At 63.1% G+C, this 21,417-nt stretch carries 21 protein-coding genes; 10 read left to right on the top strand and 11 right to left on the bottom strand.

All coding sequences use genetic code 11. The features are described from left to right. Window positions 1-100: 100 nt before the first annotated feature. From CK489_RS35815 to CK489_RS35775, 9 genes are all read left to right on the top strand, one after another. Window positions 101-1,360 carry an ABC transporter substrate-binding protein gene (locus CK489_RS35815; protein ID WP_095735584.1) on the top strand — a complete coding sequence of 420 codons (1,260 nt, stop codon included), beginning with the start codon at window positions 101-103 and terminating at the stop codon, window positions 1,358-1,360. A gap of 97 nt (window positions 1,361-1,457) precedes the next feature. Continuing rightward, entirely contained in the window at window positions 1,458-2,360 is a 903-nt protein-coding gene (locus CK489_RS35810) for a branched-chain amino acid ABC transporter permease (protein WP_095735583.1), read from the top strand. Next, a complete protein-coding gene (locus tag CK489_RS35805; protein WP_050628617.1) occupies window positions 2,357-3,376 on the top strand; it encodes a branched-chain amino acid ABC transporter permease in 1,020 nt (339 codons plus the stop codon). Before CK489_RS35810 ends, CK489_RS35805 begins: the two co-directional genes overlap by 4 nt. 2 nt (window positions 3,377-3,378) lie before the next feature. Further along, window positions 3,379-4,137 (top strand): ABC transporter ATP-binding protein, encoded by a 759-nt coding sequence (locus CK489_RS35800; RefSeq protein ID WP_095735582.1) that lies wholly within the window; start codon window positions 3,379-3,381, stop codon window positions 4,135-4,137. After that, the gene (locus tag CK489_RS35795) at window positions 4,134-4,850 is read left to right on the top strand and encodes an ABC transporter ATP-binding protein (RefSeq protein WP_095735581.1); all 717 of its coding nucleotides are present in this window, start codon (window positions 4,134-4,136) and stop codon (window positions 4,848-4,850) included. The genes CK489_RS35800 and CK489_RS35795 overlap by 4 nt, the downstream gene beginning before the upstream one ends. Before the next feature lie 54 nt (window positions 4,851-4,904). After that, on the top strand, window positions 4,905-6,104 hold the full coding sequence (locus CK489_RS35790) for a CaiB/BaiF CoA transferase family protein (RefSeq protein ID WP_095735580.1): 1,200 nt from the start codon (window positions 4,905-4,907) through the stop codon (window positions 6,102-6,104). 15 nt (window positions 6,105-6,119) lie between these two features. Continuing rightward, window positions 6,120-6,896, top strand: coding sequence for an enoyl-CoA hydratase/isomerase family protein (locus CK489_RS35785; RefSeq protein WP_095735579.1), 777 nt, complete (start codon window positions 6,120-6,122; stop codon window positions 6,894-6,896). Continuing rightward, on the top strand, window positions 6,897-7,352 hold the full coding sequence (locus CK489_RS35780) for a MaoC family dehydratase (RefSeq protein ID WP_050628612.1): 456 nt from the start codon (window positions 6,897-6,899) through the stop codon (window positions 7,350-7,352). It begins immediately after the preceding gene. Window positions 7,353-7,355: 3 nt separating this feature from the next. Further along, window positions 7,356-8,210: an HpcH/HpaI aldolase/citrate lyase family protein gene (locus tag CK489_RS35775; RefSeq protein WP_095735578.1), complete on the top strand. Its 855-nt coding sequence runs from the start codon at window positions 7,356-7,358 to the stop codon at window positions 8,208-8,210. On the opposite strand, the gene CK489_RS35770 is transcribed toward CK489_RS35775, so the two are convergent. The 8 genes from CK489_RS35770 to CK489_RS35735 form a co-directional block, all read right to left on the bottom strand. Further along, the gene (locus tag CK489_RS35770) at window positions 8,211-9,452 is read right to left on the bottom strand and encodes a CaiB/BaiF CoA transferase family protein (RefSeq protein WP_095735577.1); all 1,242 of its coding nucleotides are present in this window, start codon (window positions 9,450-9,452) and stop codon (window positions 8,211-8,213) included. After that, complete coding sequence (locus tag CK489_RS35765) at window positions 9,449-10,486, bottom strand: TRAP transporter substrate-binding protein (RefSeq protein WP_095735576.1); 1,038 nt, start codon at window positions 10,484-10,486, stop codon at window positions 9,449-9,451. Before CK489_RS35765 ends, CK489_RS35770 begins: the two co-directional genes overlap by 4 nt. Window positions 10,487-10,526: 40 nt before the next feature. Next, window positions 10,527-11,816 (bottom strand): TRAP transporter large permease, encoded by a 1,290-nt coding sequence (locus CK489_RS35760; RefSeq protein WP_021080340.1) that lies wholly within the window; start codon window positions 11,814-11,816, stop codon window positions 10,527-10,529. Then, window positions 11,813-12,373, bottom strand: coding sequence for a TRAP transporter small permease (locus tag CK489_RS35755; protein ID WP_094193965.1), 561 nt, complete (start codon window positions 12,371-12,373; stop codon window positions 11,813-11,815). The genes CK489_RS35760 and CK489_RS35755 overlap by 4 nt, the downstream gene beginning before the upstream one ends. 17 nt (window positions 12,374-12,390) lie before the next feature. Continuing rightward, a complete protein-coding gene (locus tag CK489_RS35750) occupies window positions 12,391-13,422 on the bottom strand; it encodes a TRAP transporter substrate-binding protein (protein WP_095735575.1) in 1,032 nt (343 codons plus the stop codon). A gap of 182 nt (window positions 13,423-13,604) precedes the next feature. Then, window positions 13,605-15,197, bottom strand: coding sequence for an ATP-binding protein (locus CK489_RS35745; RefSeq protein ID WP_095735574.1), 1,593 nt, complete (start codon window positions 15,195-15,197; stop codon window positions 13,605-13,607). Then, window positions 15,194-15,892 (bottom strand): response regulator transcription factor, encoded by a 699-nt coding sequence (locus tag CK489_RS35740; RefSeq protein ID WP_050628607.1) that lies wholly within the window; start codon window positions 15,890-15,892, stop codon window positions 15,194-15,196. The genes CK489_RS35745 and CK489_RS35740 overlap by 4 nt, the downstream gene beginning before the upstream one ends. A gap of 24 nt (window positions 15,893-15,916) precedes the next feature. Then, entirely contained in the window at window positions 15,917-17,533 is a 1,617-nt protein-coding gene (locus tag CK489_RS35735; RefSeq protein ID WP_349626974.1) for a DUF4153 domain-containing protein, read from the bottom strand. Window positions 17,534-17,645: 112 nt separating this feature from the next. On the opposite strand from CK489_RS35735, the gene CK489_RS35730 reads away from it, so the two are divergent. Then, on the top strand, window positions 17,646-18,950 hold the full coding sequence (locus tag CK489_RS35730) for a glycoside hydrolase family 3 N-terminal domain-containing protein (protein ID WP_095735573.1): 1,305 nt from the start codon (window positions 17,646-17,648) through the stop codon (window positions 18,948-18,950). Between the two features lie 10 nt (window positions 18,951-18,960). Here CK489_RS35730 and CK489_RS35725 read toward each other — a convergent pair whose 3' ends face one another. The 3 genes from CK489_RS35725 to CK489_RS35715 form a co-directional block, all read right to left on the bottom strand. Further along, entirely contained in the window at window positions 18,961-20,115 is a 1,155-nt protein-coding gene (locus CK489_RS35725; RefSeq protein WP_095735572.1) for an OpgC domain-containing protein, read from the bottom strand. Between the two features lie 165 nt (window positions 20,116-20,280). After that, window positions 20,281-20,550 carry a hypothetical protein gene (locus tag CK489_RS35720; protein WP_095735571.1) on the bottom strand — a complete coding sequence of 90 codons (270 nt, stop codon included), beginning with the start codon at window positions 20,548-20,550 and terminating at the stop codon, window positions 20,281-20,283. 156 nt (window positions 20,551-20,706) lie between these two features. Further along, entirely contained in the window at window positions 20,707-21,342 is a 636-nt protein-coding gene (locus CK489_RS35715; RefSeq protein WP_050419158.1) for a LexA family transcriptional regulator, read from the bottom strand. Between the last annotated feature and the right edge of the window lie 75 nt (window positions 21,343-21,417).

The following is a 21,417-nucleotide window of genomic DNA, read 5'->3' as shown; positions in this document are numbered from 1 at the left end:
GCTTGACGTCACCCCCCTTGCTCTGAAAACATCACGGGCATGGAGACGGAACGATCTCCGCAAGGGATTTTGGGAACGCGAACCCGACAGGGAGGGGAGTATGACGAGGACCCGGAAACCGGGCGTCAGCCGGCGCTCGACGCTTGCGCTGATGGGCGCCGGTGCGGTGACCTTTGCTGCGCCATGGGCGGCGCGCGCGCAGGCCAAGACGATCAAGATCGGCATGCCGACGATTCTGTCGGGTCGCGTCGCGCAGCTCGGCACATCCTCGCGCAACGCGGTGATGCTGGAAGTCGAGAAGGTCAATGCCGCCGGCGGCCTTGCCGGGCGGCAGATCGAGATGGTGATCCGCGATTCCAAGGGGCAGCCGCAGGAAGCCGCGCGCATCGCGCGCGAGCTCGTCAACACCGACGGCTGCGAGATGCTGCTCGACGGTGAGGCATCATCGGGATCGTTCGCGGTTCACGAGGTGGCGCGCGATCTCGGCGTGCTCTGCATCCACACCTGCTCGGAGGCGTCGTCGCTGACCGCCGATCCCAAGCAGCACATTCCAAATGCCTTCCGCTGCGTGCGGCAGGGCATTCATGACTCGATCGTCGGCGCTGGTTACGCGGCAGGGATTGCCAAGGCCAAGGGCCTCAAGAAATGGGCGACCTGCTCGCCCGACTATGCCTATGGCCGCGATACCACCGGCGAGTTCGTGCTGTATCTGAAGAAGTTCGCGCCTGACGTCGAGATTATCAGCGAGTCCTGGCCAAAACTGTTCCAGCCCGACTACACCGAGGTCGTGACCAAGATCCTGCAGGCCAAGCCGCAGGCGCTCTATTCATGCCTGTGGGGCGGCGATCTCACATCCTACATCGACCAGGCCAACATCTACGCGCTGTTCACCCAGATGGAGGTGTTCGCGGTCAACATGGCCGATTACACCGCGCTCACAGTGGTGAAGAACCTGCCGAAGGGCATCCATTCCGGCGACCGCTACATCAAGACATTCCCGGCGACGCCGGAGAATGCCGCCTGGGGCGATGCCTACAAGGCCAAGTACAACGAGTACCCGACCAACTGGTCGTGGCAGAATGCGACCGCGGTCATGTTCCTCAACGAAGCCGTCAAGAAGGCGAACTCGACCGACGGCAAGAAGGTCGCGGAAGTCCTCACCGGGCTCACCATCAAGTGTCCGTTCGGCGCCGATGGCACCGTCACCATGCGGGCGGACGATCGCACACTGGTCGGCTACGCGATCGGCTGGGGCACGACGATCCCGCAGGAGCCCTATGTGCCTGATGTGAAGGCCGGTGACTGGAAGACCATCTTCGAACTCGAAGCCGAGTGGAAGAAGAGCAAGGGCTACACCTGATCCGCATGTCAGGCGGAGAGGGCCGCAAGCTGTCTCCGCCTTTCATCTGATGCTTGTCGCGCGCCGGCGTTGCGGCCCGCCGTAATGGATGATTCCCGTGGACCTCGACGCGCTCGCCAGTTGCCTCGCCAGCCCTGCGTGCCTGGTGACCCAGACCACCAGCGGCCTGATCATCGGCATGCTGCTGTTTCTCGTCGCCGTCGGGCTGACCCTGATCTTCGGCGTGCTCAAGGTGGTCAATTTCAGCCACGGCGCCTTCTACATGTTTGGCGCCTATTTTGCGATGACGGCCTACCAGCTCACGGGAAGCTTTGCGCTGGCGATGCTGAGTGGCGCGGCCGGCACCGCGATCCTGGGCCTGATCTTCGAGCGCGTGTTCATGAGCCGGGTCTACGGCCGCGACGTGCTGATGCAGCTCCTGGTCTGCTATGCCTTCGTGCTGATCTTCGACGATGTCGTCCGCATGATCTGGGGACCCGAATTCAAGTCGATGGGCATGCCGGCCGCCTTTCAGGTGCCGCCGCTGTTCATCGCCGGCGGCGTGGTGCCGCCGTATTACCTTCTGCTGATCGGCGTGGCGCTCGCTGCGGCCGTGATTCTCGGGCTGGGGCTGGCGTGCTCCAGGATCGGCAAGGTGATCCGGGCGGCGGCACATAACCCCGGTATGGTATCGGCGCTCGGCATCAACACCGGGCTGATCTATGGCGGCGTGTTTGCGCTCGGCGGCATGCTGGCGGGGCTCGCGGGAGCGCTGGCGGCGCCGGTGCGCTCGCTGACGCCGGGCATGGGTTTCTCGGTTCTGATCGAATCCTTCATCGTCACCGTGATCGGCGGCATGGGATCGATCCTGGGCGCCCTGATTGGTGCGCTGCTGATCGGATTGATCCGCTCGTTCGGATCGCTCGGCTTCCCGCTGTTCACCGAGGGGCTGATGTATCTCTTCATGGTGATCGTGCTGGTGTCGCGTCCGACCGGCCTGTTCGGCAAGGAGGTCGCATGACCGAGTTGCAGGCCGGACAGGGCGCGCAGCCGCTTGCCCCTCCCCGGATCGACGCCAGGCCGCAGCGCTATCGCGATGTGCTGATCGCGCTCGTGGCGTTCGTCCTGCTCGCGCTGCTGCCGTTCATCTTCGGCAGCAAGCAACTGCTCGACTTCGTGATCCGATGCGCAGCCTACGGATTGTTCGCGACGTCGCTCAACCTGCTGGTCGGCTACACCGGACTGATCTCATTCGGGCACGGCATGTTCTTCGGCCTCGGTGCCTATGGCTTCGGCCTGATGATGCAGAAGGCCGGCGTCGCGATTCCGGTGGCCTTCGTCGCCACGCTGGCGATGACATTCGTCGTCGCCGTCGTCATCGGTGCGATCTGCGTGCGGCTGAAGGAGATCTATTTCGCCTTCGTCACGCTGGCGTTCCAGATGCTGATCCATTCGACGATCCTGTCGTGGCAGTCGCTGACCGGCGGCGACCAGGGCCTGCGTGGCGGCATTCCGCGGCCGCCGTTTCTCGGCATCGACCTATCCAACCATCTGCATCTCTACATCGCGAGCTGCGCGCTGCTGGTGATCGGACTGTTCCTGATGCGCCAGATCGCACAGTCGCCGTTCGGCTACACGCTGCGCATGATTCGCGACAACGCCACGCGGGCGAGCTTCATCGGCATCGACGTCTGGCGCGCCAAGCTGACCATATTCGTGCTGGCGGCGTTGTTCGCCGCGACCGGCGGCATGATCATGGCGCTGTTCGTCTCCGGCGCCTATCCCGAGTTCGCCTATTGGACGATCTCCGGCGAGGGCATCTTCATCAACATGCTCGGCGGCGTGACCACCTTCCTCGGGCCGATGGTCGGCACGGTGCTGCTCTTGATCCTCAACGATACCGTCACGCGCCTGACCGAGTATCACGGCATCGTGCTTGGCATCGTAATTCTGTTCTTTGCCATCGGCCTGCGGAAGGGCCTGATGGACTTCGTCGTGGAATGGTTCGCGCAGCGTCGCGGCGAGGGGCGCGGTTAGCCATGCTGGAAATTCGCGGGCTTTCCAAATCCTTCGGCGGCGTCAAGGCGACCGACAATGTCTCGCTCGACTTTGCCGACGGCTCGCTCACCGCCGTGATCGGCCCCAACGGGGCGGGAAAGAGCACCTTCTTCAACCTGATCACGGGTGCGCTGCGGCCTGATGCCGGGCAGATCTTGCTCAATAGCGTCGACATGGCAGGCAAGGCGCCGCCGGAGATCGTGCGCCATGGCATCGGCCGCGCCTTCCAGGTCGCGAGCATCTTTCCGTCGCTGACCGTCGAGGAGACGATGCTGGCCGCGGTCTGCGCGGATCAGCGCCGCGCCGGCGCGATGCATCGCCGCTTCCCGCTGGCCGAGACGCGCGACCGCGCCGAGCATGCAATGGAGCTGCTCGGCCTTGCCGGCAAGCGCAACAGGACTGCGGCGACGCTGTCGCATGGCGACCAGAAGCTGCTCGATATCGCGCTCGCGCTGGTGCTCGAACCCAAGGTGCTGCTGCTGGACGAGCCGACCGCGGGCATGGGCACCGAAGAGCGCTGGCGCATGATCGACAAGGTGCGCGAGCTCTGGGAGAAGCAGAAGATCACCGTCGTGTTCATTGAGCATGACATGGACATCGTGTTCAAGATCGCGCCGCAGATCGTCGTGCTGTGCTACGGCCGGATCCTGGCGACCGGGACGCCGGATGCGATCCGCAGCAATGAAGCCGTCATCGAAGCCTATCTCGGCAGCGACGACCACGCGGGAGCGGTGGCATGAGCGCGCAGCCGGTGGTGCAGGTTGAGGACCTCGACGTCTACTACGGCACCAGCCAGATCCTGTTCGGCGTCGGCCTGTCGGTGCGCAAGGGCGAGACCATGGCGCTGCTCGGCCGAAATGGCGCCGGCAAGTCGACCACCATGAAGGCGATCATGGGGCTGGCGCCCGCACGGCGCGGCACGGTGAGCTTGCGCGGCCGGGTGGTATCCGGAATGCGGTCGCATCTCATCGCCCGGGCCGGGCTTGGCTTCGTGCCGGAAGACCGCCAGATCTTTCCCGAGCACACGGTCGAGGACAATCTCGTCATCGGACAGAAGAAGGGGCCTGAAGGCGAGGACGAGTGGTCGATCCGCCGCGTCTACGACGTGTTTCCGCTGCTGGAGCCGCTGCGGCACCGGATCGCCGGAAGGCTGTCCGGCGGCGAGCAGCAGATGCTGGCGATCGCCCGCACGCTGATGGGCAATCCGGTGCTGCTGCTGCTAGACGAGCCGAGCGAGGGGCTGGCGCCGATTATCGTGCAGCGCATCGGCGAACTGCTGCGGCAGCTCCGCGGCGGCGGTGCCACAGTATTGATCGCCGAGCAGAACATGCATTTTTGCCTTGGCCTTGCGAGCCACGCGACGGTTATCGACAAGGGACAGATCGTCTACACATCCTCCATCGAAGAGCTGAAGGCCAACGACAACATCCGGCAGCGCTATCTGGCGCTGTAGGGCGTGATCCAGAGGATCATCCGATAGGGCTCTTCGACAGCTGTGGGAGGACAAATGGCGGGGAAGCTGACGCCGACGCACGAGGCGCCGTACCGCGGGCTGAAGGTGCTCGATTTCGGGCAGGGGATCGCCTCGCCCTATTGTGCGATGCTGCTCGGGGTCTATGGCGCCGACGTGATCAAGGTCGAGCCGCCCGAGGGCGATTGGTCGCGCTATCTCGGCACGACCTACGGCAATCACACGACGCTCTCGGCGGTCTACAACCGCGGCAAGCGCAGCCTGTGCCTCGACATGAAGAACAAGGATGGGATCGCGGTCGCCCAGCGGCTGGCGCGTGAGGCCGACGTGCTGATTGAAGGATTTCGCCCCGGTGTCGCCGGGCGGCTCGGGCTCGGCTACGAGAGCCTGTCGCGCGACAATCCTGGCCTGATTTATCTCTCGGTCAGCGGCTTCGGGCAAAGCGGGCCGTATTCAAAGCGGCCCGGCTCGGATTCGGTGGCACAGGCATTTTCGGGGTTGGTCTCGGTCAACGTCGGCACCGATGGCGTGCCGCATCGGGTCGGTACGACCATTTCCGACGTCGTTACCGGCGTCTATGCGTTCCAGGCGATCGCGACGACCCTGTTCGCGCGCGCGACGGTCGGCACCGGCCGCTGGATCGACGTCAATCTCTGCCAGTCGACGTCGGCGCTGCTTGGCCACAAGGTCGCCGAGTTCATCCTCGAGGGCGGCGCGCCGCGCGCGCTCAATGTGCCGGCCGGAACGTACCAGACACAGGACGGCTGGATGATGGTGACGCTGGTGAACGAGCCGCAATACAAGCGTCTGTGCAATGCAATCGCGCGCGAGGATCTCGCCAGCGATCCGCGTTTTGCCGACTTCGCCCGGCGTGCCGATGCGGCCGACACGCTGATCCCGCAGCTGCGCGAGGTCTTCCTGACCCAGCCGACGGATGCCTGGCTCACGGCGCTGCACGCGGCCGATATCATCGCGGAGCGTATCCTCAATCCCGGTGAATGGCTGCGCAACGCTCACGTCGACGCGACCAGGGCGTCGGTGCGCCAGGACACGCCCGGCGTCGGCGCGGTCTATTCGCCGCGGACGCCGGGGATCGCGAGCCTGTCCGAGGATCACCTCTGCCCTGCGCCGGATGTCGGGCAGGACAGCCGCGCTGTGCTGACAGAAGCCGGATTTGGTTCCGCTGAGATCGACGGCCTGCTGCAATCAGGCGCGGTGCGGCAAGCCAAGCGATAGAGGAGACGACACATTATGAGCACGGACCTCGTTCGTTACTCGGTCACTGGACAGATCGCGGAGATCGTACTGGACCGCGCGCCGGTCAATGCGCTCAGCATCCCCTTGATCGACGCGCTGTTGGCGGCGCTGGCAAAAGCCCGCGATGACGAGGCGGTGCGCGCCGTCATCATCAGCAGCGCCCACAAGGTTTTTTGCGCCGGCCTCGACCTCGATATCGTCAGGGGCAAGCCCGCGATCGAGACCAAAACGTTCCTCGAGCGGCTGTATTTCGCACTGAACGATACGCAGTACCGAATGGGCAAGCCGACGATTGCGGCGATCGACGGCGCGGTACGCGCCGGCGGCATGACGATCGCGATCTCCTGCGACATTATCATCGCGGGCGACGGCTCCACCTTCGGCTATCCCGAGATCGACGTCGGCCTGATCCCGGCGATCCATTTCGTGCAATTGCCGCGGCTGGTCGGCAAGCATCAGGCGTTCGGCCCGTTGTTCCTCGGCGAGCCCTTCGATGCGGCAACGGCCTTCCGCATGGGTCTGCTGAGCGAGGTGGTGCCGAAGGGCACGGCGCTGGAGCGTGCTCGCGAGATTGCGCGAAAGCTGGCAACAAAATCGCCGATCGTGATGAAGATCGGCCGCGATGCCTTCATGCGAGCGGTCGATGCCGATTTCCGCCGCTCGGTGGAGAACACGGCCGAAAGTTTCGTGGTGGTCGCGTCGACGGAAGATTGCCAGGAAGGGCTGAATGCGTTCGTCGAGAAGCGGACGCCCAACTACAAGGGACGGTAAATGGCTGGATTGTATTTCGAAGAGTTCGAGGTCGGGCAGGAATTCCATCATGAGTTCAGCCGGACCGTGACGGAGATGGACAACACCATGTTCAGCCTACTGACCATGAACCCGCAGCCGCTGCACCTCGACGCGCATTTCTCCGAAAAGACCGAATTCGGCCAGCGGCTGTTCAACAGCCTCTACACGCTCGGCATCATGATCGGCATGAGCGTGTACGATACGACGCTGGGCACGACCGTCGGCAATCTTGGCATGACCGACGTCAAGTTTCCGAAGCCGGTGTTTCATGGCGATACCTTGAAAGCGCATACCAAGATCGTCGGCAAGCGGGCCAGCAAGTCGCGGCCGACCCAGGGTATCGTCGAATTCGAGCATACCATGACCAATCAGCGGGGTGAGGTGGTGGCGAGCTGCCGCCGCACCGGCCTGATGCACTGCAAGCCGAAGGCGTAAGCGATGCGATCGTTCCTGTTCGTTCCCGGCGACAGCACCCGGAAATATGAGAGTGCGAAGAAGACCGCGGCCGATGCCCTGATCCTCGATCTCGAGGATTCCATAGCACCGGACCAGAAAGTGGTTGCGCGCGAGATCACGCGGCAGATGCTTGATGCGCGCAATCCGGACCAGAAGCTCTATATCCGCGTCAACGCGCTCGACACCGACCTGACGCTCGGCGACCTCGCCGCCGTGATGCCCGGGAAGCCCGATGGCATCGTGTTGCCGAAATGTGCCGGCGCCGTCGACGTCAACAGGCTCGCGCTCTATCTCGATGCCTTCGAGGCTGCCTCGGGTATCGAGCAGGGCACCACGCGGGTCGTCACGGTCGCGACCGAGACGGCGCGGGCGGTTTTGAAAATCCTCGACTTCGAGAACATGAGCCCGCGGCTATGGGGAATGATGTGGGGCGCGGAGGACCTCGCGGCTTCGCTCGGCGCAACCCGCAACCGCACCGATGGCCGCTATCACTCACCGTTCATTCTCGCCCGCGATCTCTGCCTGATCGGCGCGGCCGCGGCCGGCGTGGTTGCGATCGACACCATCGCCACCGACATCAACGATCTCGACGCGCTGAGGGCCGAGGCGATCTCGGCGCGGCAGGACGGCTTCCTGGCCAAGGCCGTGATCCATCCCAAGCATGTCGATGTCGTCAACGCGGCCTTCATGCCGACCGATGAGGAGATCGCCTGGTCGGAGCGGGTGATCGCCGCGTTCGCCGATAATCCGTCCGGGGTCGCCAAGATGGATGGCAAGATGCTGGACAAGCCGCATCTGCGCGCCGCCGAGAAGATTCTGGCGTCACGTAGGAAATAGTCAGGACGAACTGGGCTCGATCAGCGCGCCCTCCTTGAGGAGGGTGGCAATCTCCGCATCCGCAAGTCCTGCCTCGCGCAGGATCTCGTGGCCATGTTCGCCGAGGTTCGGCGGATAGGCCCGGATCGATGGCGGTGTACGGCTCCAGGTCGCGGCTGGTCCGGCGACCCGTAGCGTTCCTTCCGTCGGATGCTCCAGCGATTGGATCAGCCCGACGGTGGCGAGATGCGGATCATCGATCAGGCTATCGAGATCGTGCAACCGCGCATGCGGAATATCGGCCTCTTCAAAGAACCGCATCCACTCGGCTGTGCTGCGGGTTTTCATCATCTGCGAGAACCAGTCGTAGACGAAGTCGTAGTTCCGCGTGCGGGCCGAGATACTGTTCAGCCGCGGATCGCGGTCGGCCTCTTCGGCAAGGCCGATCTTGGCGAAGAAGGCGTTCCATTGCTTGTCGGAATAGACCAGCGCGCAGATGTAGCCGTCGCTGGTCTGGTAGGGGCGGCGGTCGGGCGATAGCAGACGGGAGTATCCGGGCGGTCCGATCGGGGGATCAAAGCTGCGGCCGGCCATGTGATCGCCGAGCACGAACTGCGCCATGGTCTCGAACATCGGGATTTCGATGGCTTGTCCCACGCCGGTGCGCTCGCGATGGAACAGAGCCGCCAGGATGGCATGGACCGCGTTGAGGCCGACGATGCGGTCGGCCATGGTGGCCGGCGAGTAGCGCGGCTCACCGGTGATCTGGCCGGTGAGCGCGGGCAGCGCCGTCAGTCCCTGGATCAGGTCGTCATAGGCGGGTCGGCCGGCATAGGGGCCGGTCTCTCCGAAGCCGTGCAGGCTGGTATAGACGAGCTGCGGGTTGGTCGCGAGAAGATCGTCGGCGCCAAGCTTCAGCCGCGCCATCGCCGCGGGACGGACATTGTGGACGAACACGTCGGCCGCGGCGGCCAGCCGCAGCAGCGCAGCGCGGCCGCCCGGCTTCTTCAGGTCTAGCACGATCGAGCGCTTGTTGCGGTTGCCCTGCAGGTACATCGCGCCCATCCCGGGATGGCGCATCGGGGCGGCGTGGCGCATGACGTCGCCATCCGGGCTCTCGACCTTGATCACGTCGGCGCCGTAGTCGCCGAGGATCATGGTCGCGTAGGGCCCCATCATGACGCTGGTGAGGTCGATGATCCTGACGCCGGCGAGCGGGCCTGCCGGCGTGGTTGGCGTGTCTCTCGTCGGAGCGTTGCTCAATGGGTGGCGGCCAGCGCTTCGGTGAAGGCCTTGAAGACGTCGGTGCCCGGCTTGCCGCGCTTGTCGACGTCCTTCACCCAATCCTGTGCCACCGACTTGAAGGCGGTGTCGAATACCTTCTTGTCGTCGGCGCTGAAGTTGATCACCTTCATGCCCTGCGACTTGATCTTGTCGGCTGCCGCCTTCTCGCCGTCCTCGAACCGCTTGCAGGCCTCGTGCGTGGTCTGCTCGCCGGCTTCGATCAGCGCCTTGCGCACATTCTCGGGCAGCGACTTGAACTTCAGTTCACCTATTGAATAGGTGAAGATCGCAGTGCCGAAATTCAGGCCCTCGGTGCCCGATTTCAACAGCTTGCCGAAGTCGTAGGACGCAGAGCTCTGGAAGGAGAAGATCAAGCCGTCGAGCGTGCCGCGGGTCAGCGATTCATAGATCTCCGGCGCGGCCATCCGTACCGGCACGCCGCCGATCGAGCGCATCATCAGATCCATCGCGCCGCCGGTGGTGCGGATCTTGAGGCCCTCAAGGTCCTTTGCGCTCTTGATTTCGCGGCTGGTTGCAAGCTGCACCTGATAGGCCGGGAGCGCCAGCGTCACCAGCGGTCGAAGCTGGTTGGGGGCAAATTCCTTGGTCTCCAGGATGCCGCCATTGTGCGAGACCTTGTAGAAGGCGAGCGAGCCCTGGCATTCGTTGTCGAAGATGCCGGGCAGTTCGGCGACGGCCGTCAGCGGAAACTTGTCGGACGAATAGGACGGCACGATGTAGGACACATCGGCGACGCCGAGCGCGGTGAGCTGGGCCATGTCCTTGGCCTTGCCGAGCTGCTCGGCCGGGAAATGCTGGAAGGTGACCTGGCCATTGGTCAGCTTGGTGACGAGCTCCGAGAATGGCTTGCCGACGAGCTCATGAATCACGTGGCCCGACGGCAGGCTGTCGGCAAGGCGCAGCGTGATCTTCTCCTGGGCGAAGACCGGCGATGTGGAAGCGGCCAGCAGGGCCGTGCCGACGCCGGCGAGCAAGCGGGAATAGAGGTTCATAAGGGTCTCCCAGAACTGGCCGTCACGGCCGACGGCTTCTTCAATGTTGCATGTGGTTCGGCAGCCAGAGGATGATCTCCGGGAATGCCACGAAAATGGCGATAGCGATCAGGTGCGCGATGAAATGCGGGAATGTGCCGTGGAACACCTCGCCCACGGGGCGATGTGCATAGCGCGCCACGATGAAGCAGTTCAATCCGATCGGCGGCGTGATCATGCCGACCTCGGCGGTCACGATCTTGATGACGCCGAACCAGATCGGGTCGAATCCGAGCGACTTGATCAGCGGCAGCACGATCGGAACCGTCAGCACCAGGATCGCGATCTGATCCATGAACGAGCCGAGCACGATGTATCCGCACAGTATCAGCGTGATGATGATCCAGCGCGAGACATCGAGCCCGCCGACCCAGCCGACGATGTTCTGCGTCACCTGCGTCAGCGTGAAGAAATAGCCGAAGATATGCGCGCACATGATGATCAGGACGATCATGCAGGTGCCCTGGGCGGCATGCCGTAACGTCGTATAGAGCGAGGTCAGGTTGATCTTGCGCTTCCAGCAGGCGAGACAGAACGCGCCGAATGCGCCGAAGGCCGAGGCTTCGGTCGGGGTCGCGATCCCGAGATAGATCGTGCCCGTAACGATCGAGAACAGCACCACCATCGGGCTGACCTGCCAGAGCAGGCTGAACCGCTCCGACCACGTCACCGCCGAGATTGTCGGCGCGCGCGAGGGATCGAGCAGCACGAGGATGTAGATCGTCGACATGATGATGATGGTAACGAAGATCGCCGGGATGATGCCGCTGATCAGCAGCTTCCCGATGTTCACCTCGGCAAGCAGGCCGAAGATAACCAGTGCCACCGAGGTCGGCAGCAGCATCGCGAGCGTGCCCGAGATCGCGACGACACCGGCCGCCATCTTTGGCTCATAGCCCTGGCGGATCATCGCGGGCAGGCTGGTCGAGGACAGCGTCGCGGCGGAGGCCGTGCTGGTGCCGCAGATCGAGCCGAAACCCGCGCCGGCGAGCGCGGTCGCCATGCCGAGGCCTCCGGGAATACGCCCGACCCAGGCCGCCGCGGTCTTGAACAGGTCGTCGGCGACGCCGGACAGCAGCACGAGGTCCGCCATCAACAGGAACATCGGGATCGTGATCAGCTCGTAGGAGGTGACCGCCGAAAGCGGCGTGGTCTGCAGCACGCCGAGCAGGATCGGAAGGCCACCGGTCAGATAGAGGCCGAGCCCGCCTGAGAACGCCATAGCGAACGCGACCGGAGTTCCGATCGCAAGCAGGAAGAACAGCAGCGCGAGGATGAAGGTCGGGATCATTCGAAACCTCCGGCAGCCTTCTCCGAATGACCGGAGATAGCCGGCAGCGGCAGCAGATTCTCGCCGGTCAGGAGGCTTGCGGTATTGGCGATGAGATGAACGGCGAGGCGCAGTGCGAGGATACCGGCACCGATCGGCACGAAAATCGAGGATGCCCAGGTCGGCCACGGGATCGCACCCGCCATCACGTCGCTGGAGACATAGTTGTCGAGTGCGCGCTGGTAGCCGAGCCAGGTGATCGGAACGAAGATGGCGAGACCAACGAGGTTCGAGATGATGACGCAGAGGCGCTGGATGATCGCTGAGAAGCGCGGCAGCAGGATATCGACGCTGATATGTCCGTTCACCGCGTAGGTACCGGAGAGCGACAGAAAGAACACGCCGGCCATCACATAGAGCGAGATCAGGTCATAGGCCCAGGAGAACGGCCGGTTGAAGACGTAGCGCATCACGACATCGGAGAAGACGATGATCATGATTGCAAACATCAGGGCCGCTGCGATAGCCGAGGTCACCTTCTCGATGGCGGTCAGGGCTTTCAGACTTGTCTTGATCACGTATGGCTCCGTCGGCGTTACTGGGCCGGCACCGCCGCAACGGCAGCGCCGAATTCCTTCAGGGCGTCACTGCCGTGCTTGCCGCGTGCATCCAGCCCGTCGGCCCATGCCTTGCCGACGCCCTTGGTCAGGTCCTTGAGCTTTGCGACCACGTCGGGTTGCAGGGTGTCGAAATGGACGCCCGCGGCCTCCATCGACTTCATGGTTTCGCTGTCCTGCTTCTGCACTTCCTTGCAGGCAGACGGCAGGATCTCCTCGGCGACGTCGATCATCGCCTTCTGGATCTCGGGCGACAGTTTCTTCCAGCTGCTCTCGCTGATCGAATAGGCGACGACGAAGCTCGCGAAACCGAAGCCATCGGTGGAATGTTTCACGAGCTTGTCGGCGCCATAGGCCACGACGCTTTCGAGCGGAAACAGCAGGCCGTCCATCGTGCCGCGTGACAGCGACTCATAGGCGTCTGGCGCCGCCATGCGTACCGGCACGGCGCCGATTGCGCGCAAGGTGAGGTCCTGCGCGCCGCCGGTCGATCGCAGCTTCAGTCCGTTGATGTCGGCTGTGTCCTTGACCGGCTGCTTCACGGTCAGGATGCGATAGGGCGGCAGGCTCACCGCGAGCAGCAGGCGGATGCCGTTCGCGGTATAATCCTGCTGCGCGATCACGCCGCTCCGCGCGGTCTTCCAATAGGCGAGCGTACCCTGGCAGGAATGCTCGAACGCGCCGGGAAGCATCGCGACTTCGGAGACAGGCATCTTGTCGGAGACGTAAGCCGGCGCGACATAGCCGATATCGGCGACGCCGGTTTGCGTCAGCTTGAGCATGTCGGCGGCCTTGCCGAGCTGCTGGGCCGGATAGTGCTCGAACGTCACCGCGTTGTTGGTGCGCTTCTGGACTTCGGCCATCCAGGGCTCGAGCACGAGACGGACGAGATAGTGTCCCTTCGGAAAGGAGTCGGCGACCCGCAGCTTGATCGGTTCCGCCGCTGCCGCCAGATTGATCGATGCGATGAGGAAGCCGTAACCGGCCAACGCCCGTCGAAGCCCGCCCATATGTCCTGCCCCTGAGTAGCCTTGTTGTTTTAGGCAGCTGCGCACAAACAAAATTGCGCGTCAAGCAAACGCTTGGCTGAGCGTCCTGAACGCAAGTGGGGCCTGGGAAGCGTCGGGATCTCGATATCCACTTTGTCCATCACGCGGGAAATTGCCCGGGGCGGTCACTGGCCTGTCACCGGTCAGACTGCTGGGAATTCCAGCTCGAAGGTGACGCTCCGACTGGACGGCCGCAGGCGGATCGAGCCACCGTGACTCACCATCACGGCTTGCGCGATCGCGAGCCCCATGCCGGTGCCGCCCGCATCACGGCGGGTGGTGAAGAACGCATCGAAGATCCTGTCGCGATTCGGCTCGGAGATCGGGTCGCCGTCATTGCCGACGGTGACCCGGATGCTGGACGTCTCGCCGACCGTCTCAATGGCCAGCGATTTTGCGTTGTGACGGATCGCGTTGTCGGCCAGATGGGCCAACACGATCATGGCCTTTTCGGTCGACATGCCGATCGAACGTTCAAGGCAACCGTGGGCGCTGATGGCAAGGGCCGGAAATTGTTTCCTCAGGCTCTCGATGATGTTTGATAGTCGGGTCTGCTCGTTCTCCGGCACGCCCTGGGCGCGGGCCAACTCGCGGAGCCGGTGGCTCATGGCCTCCAGGCGCTCGGCATCGCCGAGGATGTTCGATACGAAATTCGTCTGCTCGGTCCGCGTGAGTGTCGCCGTTTTGCTTTGCAGCGAGTCCAGAAGCAACTCGGCAGCGCCCTTGATCGAGGTCAGCGGCGACTTCAACTCATGCGTCAGGTGCGCGGAGAAGGTGGCGATGTAGTCGGAGCGGCGCGACAATTGCTGCGCCATGCCGAAGAAGCTGTCGGAGAGTTGCGCGAGCTCACGGGTGCCGTAATGGTCCAGCGGCTTGAATGCATCGCGGTCGCCGCGGCCGATCCGCACGGCGCGGTCGACCAGTTCACGCATCGGCCGCGTGACGGTGCGTGAGAATACCAGGCCGATGGCGATCGTGGCCAGGACGACAACGATCGCGGCCAGCAAAAACTTGCCGCGCTCCCGATAGAGATGCTCGAAGATGTTGCTCGGCGTCCGCGACGCATAGATCACGCCGGCAACCCGGTTATTGACGATAACGGGCATTGCCGAGAAGACGTGAACGCCGACGCCGCGGCTGATCGAATAGATCGGCGGCGGAGGCTTGTCGGGGATGCGGATGCGCAACGCGGCGCTGTACTGGCCGCGCAGCGCCGCCGCCACCTCTTCAATATGAGCCAGGGATTGTCCGACCTCCTGGCGTCCCGCGATGACGACGCCCTGCGGGTCGAGAATCCGGAAGCCTGCCAGCGTCACCTTTTGGGTTTCCAGCACGAGGGGCATGAGCCGCGCGCCGATAGCAATATGGGCCGGATCTGCCGGCTTGGGTGCGGGCAGTGCGTCGGGCCGTCGCCGCAGAAGATCGTTGCCGGCAAGATCGAGCTCGGGCCGGATCGGTGTCACCTGATCGCCCGGATCCGGAAGCGCCTCGGGTGGAACCGCGGCGCCGAGAGGGATGCCATTGGCAAGCTGCGCCTGCACGTCCCGCGCATAGATCACGGCCAGTACGCGGCTCTGTGCGATCAGTTCGGCCTGGGTTTGGCGAATGAGCTGGTTGTCATAGAGCCGGAAGAAGAACAGCCCGAGCAAGGGGAGCACGGCGACCAGGGCGAGCACGGCAAAGATGACGAAGCTGAGCGACGGGCGCCACTTCTGTCGGGCACGGAACGACGTCATGCGGGAGGCTCGCACCTGCCGAGCTTGAACCCGACGCCATGCACGGTCTCGATGACATTGTCGCATTTCACCGCGGCGAGCTTGGCTCTGATGTTGCGGATATGGCTATCGATGGTGCGGTCGGAGACCTGGATATTGAGTTGATAGGCAGCGCTCATGATCTGCTCACGGTTGAATACCGCGGTGGGCCGCGTCAGGAAGGCCCGCAGGATGCCAAACTCGATCGCGGTCAGATGCAGCGGCGTGCCTGCGAACGTTGCGACGTGCTGCTCGGGGTCGACCGAGAGCTGCCCCTTGAAGAGCGCGCTCGATTCCGGCGGGCCCGGCCGCGGTGCCAGCCGTCGCAGAATCACATTGACCCGCGCGATGAGTTCGCGCGGGCTGAACGGCTTGGTCACATAGTCGTCGCCGCCGATCTCGAGCCCGAGGACGCGATCAATCTCATCGTCGCGGGCGGACAGGAACAAGATCGGCACGTCGGATGATTTGCGGACCTCCCGGCAGACATCGAGGCCGTCAAATTCCGGCATGCCGATGTCGAGCACGATCAGGTCCGGTTGCTCGGCGGAAAACCGGGTCAGGGCCTCCTTCCCGTCGCGTGCCTCGATCACGTTCATACCCGCCTTCTTGAGGGCGACGCGGATGACCTCCCGGATATGGAGGTCATCGTCGACGACAAGAATGCGGTTGGTCACGGTCCACTCCGGATACGAGGCGATCTAGCTTGCGGCGGAGTCCTGCTGGCGATCCAGCATGCGCTGAAGCCGCAAGTTGCGGAAGCCCCAGCTGCGCCAGGAGGTCATACGCTCGCGCTGCTCTTTTACAAGGCAATTGCGGCGGTAAACAAGGTTGGGATCGTAAGCGTGGAGCGCGAGCCCCCGATCGATCGCCGGGAGAGCCTGCGGTCCGAGCCGGACCAGATAGTCGATATCCAGGTTGACCCCGCTGCCCAAGGCTTCCCGGCTATGGCTGATGTTGTAGTCGCCAATGATGGCGGCAAAGTTGATCAAGGAGCAAGCGTAGAGGACGACCGTCAATGCGAGCAGGTTGGTACGGATCAGCCAATCGTTCGAGCGCTGCAGGACGATACGCCCCAGGATCAGGACCAGGCCGAGCACGACAAGCAGCATCCAGACGAAAGCCGCGATACGCCAATAGGTGAGCAGGTAAGTCTGAACGTAAAGGTCAAGCCGGAGCATCGATGAGATCACCAGCAGTACATTCTGTCCGATCCAGAAATAAACGAGTGCGCGCATCACGCGCGACCGCTCGGCGGCGCCACCCGGCCGCATGGTCACCAGGACGAAGCCCGCGGCGAGCAGCGCGGTGACGATCAGCGGATACGCGCCGCGATGTGCGTAGGACGCGTAGGTCACGTCGGCGGGCAGGGTCCCGTTGCCCCAGAGATAGATCAAATCGAGGACGGTCTGGATCGAAAACAGCAGGTTGAACAGGATCAGCGAGCGCAGAATCGTACCGGCACTGAGCAAGCTCGTGATATCGGCCGTCCGCGGCGGATCGTTTGTGGCAAATCTGCGCGCGTCGTCCGCAAGCTCGGCACTCCTAGGCCATTTGACCTGGACGAAAGGCCACACCATTGCCAGCGCCGCGATCCAGAACAGCGCACGGCCCATGCTGAGATAGGAGGAAGGGTCACCCGGATTCAGCTGGCCGATCCATTTCGCCAGCAATGGGTTGGCTGCCACGAACAGCAGGATAAAGAGGCTTCCGAGCACCAATGGCACGCACCATAGGGTGAAGCCTCTGGTGAGTGCAGGCCAATTGAAAGCGCTGATCACATCCCGGAACAATCTGAAGGGACCGACCAGATAGAGATCGAGCAGGGAGGAAGCTCCCGCGGCGAGACCGTCGAGATGATGATTGGTCGTCAGCATCAGTCCGGCGCCGAGCGCGAGGACAATAATGACCAGTGAAGCCGCGTTGAGCTCCTCGATCGCAGGCAGCAGCCCGGCGAGCATGACCATCCCGGCGAGCAGCAATCGACGATGGCCGAGATTGCCAAGGTTGACGAACAACGACGCGCAAGCGAGCGCGACTGCAAAAATGACGACGGAAAGCCCGAGACGCTGGTCGTAGAACAACCAATCGGCCAATGCCGCGAGAGCGAGCGTGGCCGCGATTTTGACCGGGAGAAGCTTGTTGTCGACTGATCGGGTTTCGATCTCCGGTGGCGCAAGGCTTGTCATGATGACCTCAGGATCGCTGGGATGTGTCGGCCGCGGCGCCTCGAGCCGCTTGCTTGGGTTCGGGATCGAAGTGCCGCACGAACGAACCTTGAGGCGTACATGTGCAAATGCCGGGAACAGGATCTGCAAGAGTTCAGGATTTTTATGCAGATTGCGTGCAGGTGCGACTTATCGGCTCGCGCCAGTGAATCCCGTCTGATACGGACGAAGCCGATCGGCCTCTTCAGTCGCGCGTGGTCCAATGCAAGTCAGCAAATGTATCGGCACACTCCTGCTCTGGATCGCGGGCCTGGTCTTCGTCCTCGCGGGCATCAACCACAACGATCCGTATCTGGTCCCGCTGCGCGGGCCGGGTAACGTTCTCCTCGTGGTTGCAAGCATTATCATCGTATTCATGCTGATCCGCCGCGCCGCCTGGCGCAGGCGGAGTTGGGCAGGAAGGCTTTTGGTCATCCTGTGGTGCCTGCCGCCGCCTGCGATGCTGGCCGCGCATGGTGTGTTCGAGGTGCGGAGGCATCTTGTTCTCCAGACTGAGCCGGTGCTTGCGCGGTCACTCGGTCAGCATTTTATCGTCGGCTATCGGTCGTTCGACGAGGTCGCGCCGCTCGTGGAGAAGGGGTTCATTGCCGGCATCTATGTCACCCGGCGCAATGTCGCCGGCAGGACGGCTGATGACTTGAAGGCGGAAATCGCCAAACTGCAGGGCAAGCGGCGAGCTGCGGGGCTGCCGCCACTGATGGTCGCGACGGATCAGGAAGGTGGCATCGTCTCGCATCTCGCCCCGCCGCTGACGAGGCTGCCCGCGCTTGCCACATTGGCGGAGCTGGCGCCGGACGAGCGAAGAACGCGAGCCGAGGAGTTCGGGCGGGTTCATGGACGTGAGTTGGCGTCGCTTGGCATCAACCTCAATTTTGCTCCGGTGCTCGACCTTCGGCCGGAAGCCAAGCGCAATCGGCTCGATTTCAACACGCTGACCAATCAGCGTGCGATCTCCGCCGATCCGGCCACGGTGAGCGCGATCGCAGGCGCCTACATCCATGGCCTCGAGACTGCGGGCGTCAGCGCCACGGTGAAGCACTTTCCCGGACTGGGCCGGGTGCGCGCTGACACCCATCATTTCAATGCCGATCTCGATACGCCGGTCGGTGAACTGGAGGCGACCGACTGGCGTCCGTTCCGTGATGTGCTGTCGACGAGCGGCGCGCGACTGATGGTCGGGCATGTGGCGGTGAGTGCGCTCGACCCCGGACGGCCGGCGTCGCATTCCAAGGCGGTCGTCGACGGGCTGATCCGGAAGACCTGGAACTATCAGGGCATCGTCATGACGGATGATCTGGTGATGGGCGCGATCTATCAGCACGACGTCTGCACGGCGGTCGTGGAGGCCTTGAATGCGGGCGTCGACCTGTTGCTGGTCGCCTATGACGGCTTGCAGTTCTACCGCATGTTCGCCTGCGCGACCGGTGCAGCGGCAGCAGGCGGGCTCGATACCGCAATGTTGCACGACAGCGAGACGCGGCTAAGGCATGCACAGCTCATCGATTAGACCGTCGGGTTCAGGAATGAACGCCGACGGTCGATTTGCTGTCCTGTTGCTTCGACCACGAGACGTAGTAGGCAACGGCCGTCATCGCCGCGATGCCGGCGAGGCTGACCGCGACCTGCCTTGCCAGCGAGTACGGGCCGGTAATCAGAATGAGGTGCGCAGCGAAGGAGAGGAACACGCCCGCGCAGAACACGGCCAGCCACTCCTCGCCGCATTTGATGATCGGCTGCAAGGCGTATGATCGCAGGTGCTCCCAGTCGCGCGGCACCAACCAGGTGAACAGGAATGTCAGGGTCAGGAAGTGCAGGATACGGTGAGGGGCGACATCCTCGCGGTCGTTCTGCAGCAGAACGTCGCTCAATCCGCTTGGCATCATCTGGGCGAGTGCCGGGATTTCGCTGCTGGAAGCAATCGTCAACGCGAACAGCAGATAGAGCAGCGCTGTCGCGCGCAGCGCGGAACTGGCCTGCATCGCGCGGATCGCAGGGGCATAGCGCGTGCCGATGAGCGCGAGCCAACCGCCCATGACGAACGGCAATTGCCAGCAGAACGGATTGAGATACCAGGCCCCATACGGATAGGATGTCAGGTTCCAGTCGAGTACGCGGGCGGCCGCGTAAAGTGTGACGGATGCAAGAAGCGTCACGTTCGGGACGTACAGCAGTCCGAAGACGACGATCGGCTGGAATGCCATCAGTGCGATGATGAGTTGCAACACGTCGAGATTGAGCGGTTTGGCCTGCAGGAACAAGCCGTAGATCAGCGTCCGGACCGGGTGGTCGATAAAGCCGGTGATGTTGAATTCGCTGATGATCTCGGGCGCCGCGGTGCGCGCGGCGACATAGCTGATCAACTCGACATAGATCACGAACAGAACGATATAGGCGGCATAGAGCTGCCATACCCGCTTGAAGATGCGGGTTGCCGCCACCAGGAATCCGCGCTCCAGCGTCATCCTTGCGTAGAAGAGCGTCACCGCGTAGCCGCCGACGAACACAAAAAGGTCGGTCGCGCCGCTAAAGCCGAAATTGCGCATGGTTAGCGCGCTGACGAAGTTATGCGGAATATGGTCGAGGAAGAGGAACCAGTTTGCGACGCCAAGCAGCAGCGCGATCCGGAGATCGCCATCGGCTCTCGCGATCTCGGCGTTTGTTGTCGAAGTCATTTGAAGCTGAAAGCTGCCGGCCCGAGAAAACGATTCGCTAATCTAATGGGAACCCACGCCTGGTCCGAATAGACTCTGCGTGAACCCTATCTAGTCCGTTTCGGGGTCCGGCCAAGTGGCCGGCGCAAGAAAGATCACGTTTTCGCAATCACCACGTGAGTGCCGTCACACCGGTTCGTGCTTCCGCCGGTCGCGGATGTGATCCAGCGTTTTGGCTTGCAGCTCCGCGCCGGTGAGGGGGATCTCGGGTAGGGCGGCCTCGGAGAGGATGTCGTCCGTGACATCCTCAACCGAGCATCCGGCGATCTCGTGAATAAAGCTGACGTTCGTATATTCCCCCGACGCGATCCGCGAGACGACCTCGCGCCGCGTCAGTTCGGGGTCGACGATCGCCTCGCGGCCGCCATAGTCGATCATCACGACGAAATACTGCATGCCTGGTGGTTCGGTGCGTTGACTGACACCGACCATTATTTCCGATAATCGGAATTATGTCAAGAGAAATTGCCGATAATCGGAATTCAAGCTCGACGGCCCAGACCGATTCGGTGCAGTGGCGCCGAATCGGTCCGGGCGGGTCCAGAAGGAGCGCTACTTCTCGGACGATCGGCCGCCCTTGGGTGCGGATTTCCGCCCCTTCGCCGCCGTCTTGCCGCGCAGCCGCTCGATCTGGCCACGGGGCAGGGTGACGCAGATCTCGCCGATCCATTCGAGCTTGACGCCGTTGATCGGCTTGGCATTGAAGCTCTTGAGATTGACGGTGCCAGAAGAGCTGCCGCGTTCGATCGTCTTCAGGTAGCGCTCGCCGCTCTTCAGCCGGACCGCAGCTTCCTCTCCGTAGAAGCTCGACAGCGGATAGCGCTGCTCGCGATAGACCACGATCACATCGCCGTTCTCGTATTTCGGCAGCATCGAATCGCCCGAAACCTCGAAAGCAACGGTCTCCTCCGTCATCGGGAAAGGAAGCTCGATTTCCCCGAGACCTTCCGGCGGCACCTGCTCCAGCTCCGGCTGGATAGAAGCGCCGGCGCCGACCCGGCCCACGATCGGCACCGAGTTCAGCTCCAGATACTCCATGATCGGGGCGATCTCCGATGCCTTGATCAGTCGTATTCCCGACAGGATTTCGGACACCGCGCCGGCCCGAACCCCCATCGCGCGGGCCAGCCCGCCTTTGCTCTTACCCGTCTTTTCCAGTGCTCGTTCAATCAGCGCCGCGTCCAGCATGTTTCATCCTCTCCAAACCCGGATACATTACTACCGTTACGATTATCAGAATTCAAGCTTGACTTTTTGTTCGGA

The sequence above is a fragment of the Bradyrhizobium sp. UFLA03-84 genome, from assembly GCF_002289535.1.
GTDB classification, from domain to species: Bacteria; Pseudomonadota; Alphaproteobacteria; order Rhizobiales; family Xanthobacteraceae; genus Bradyrhizobium; species Bradyrhizobium viridifuturi.
This window is presented reverse-complemented; position numbering and strand designations above follow the sequence as displayed.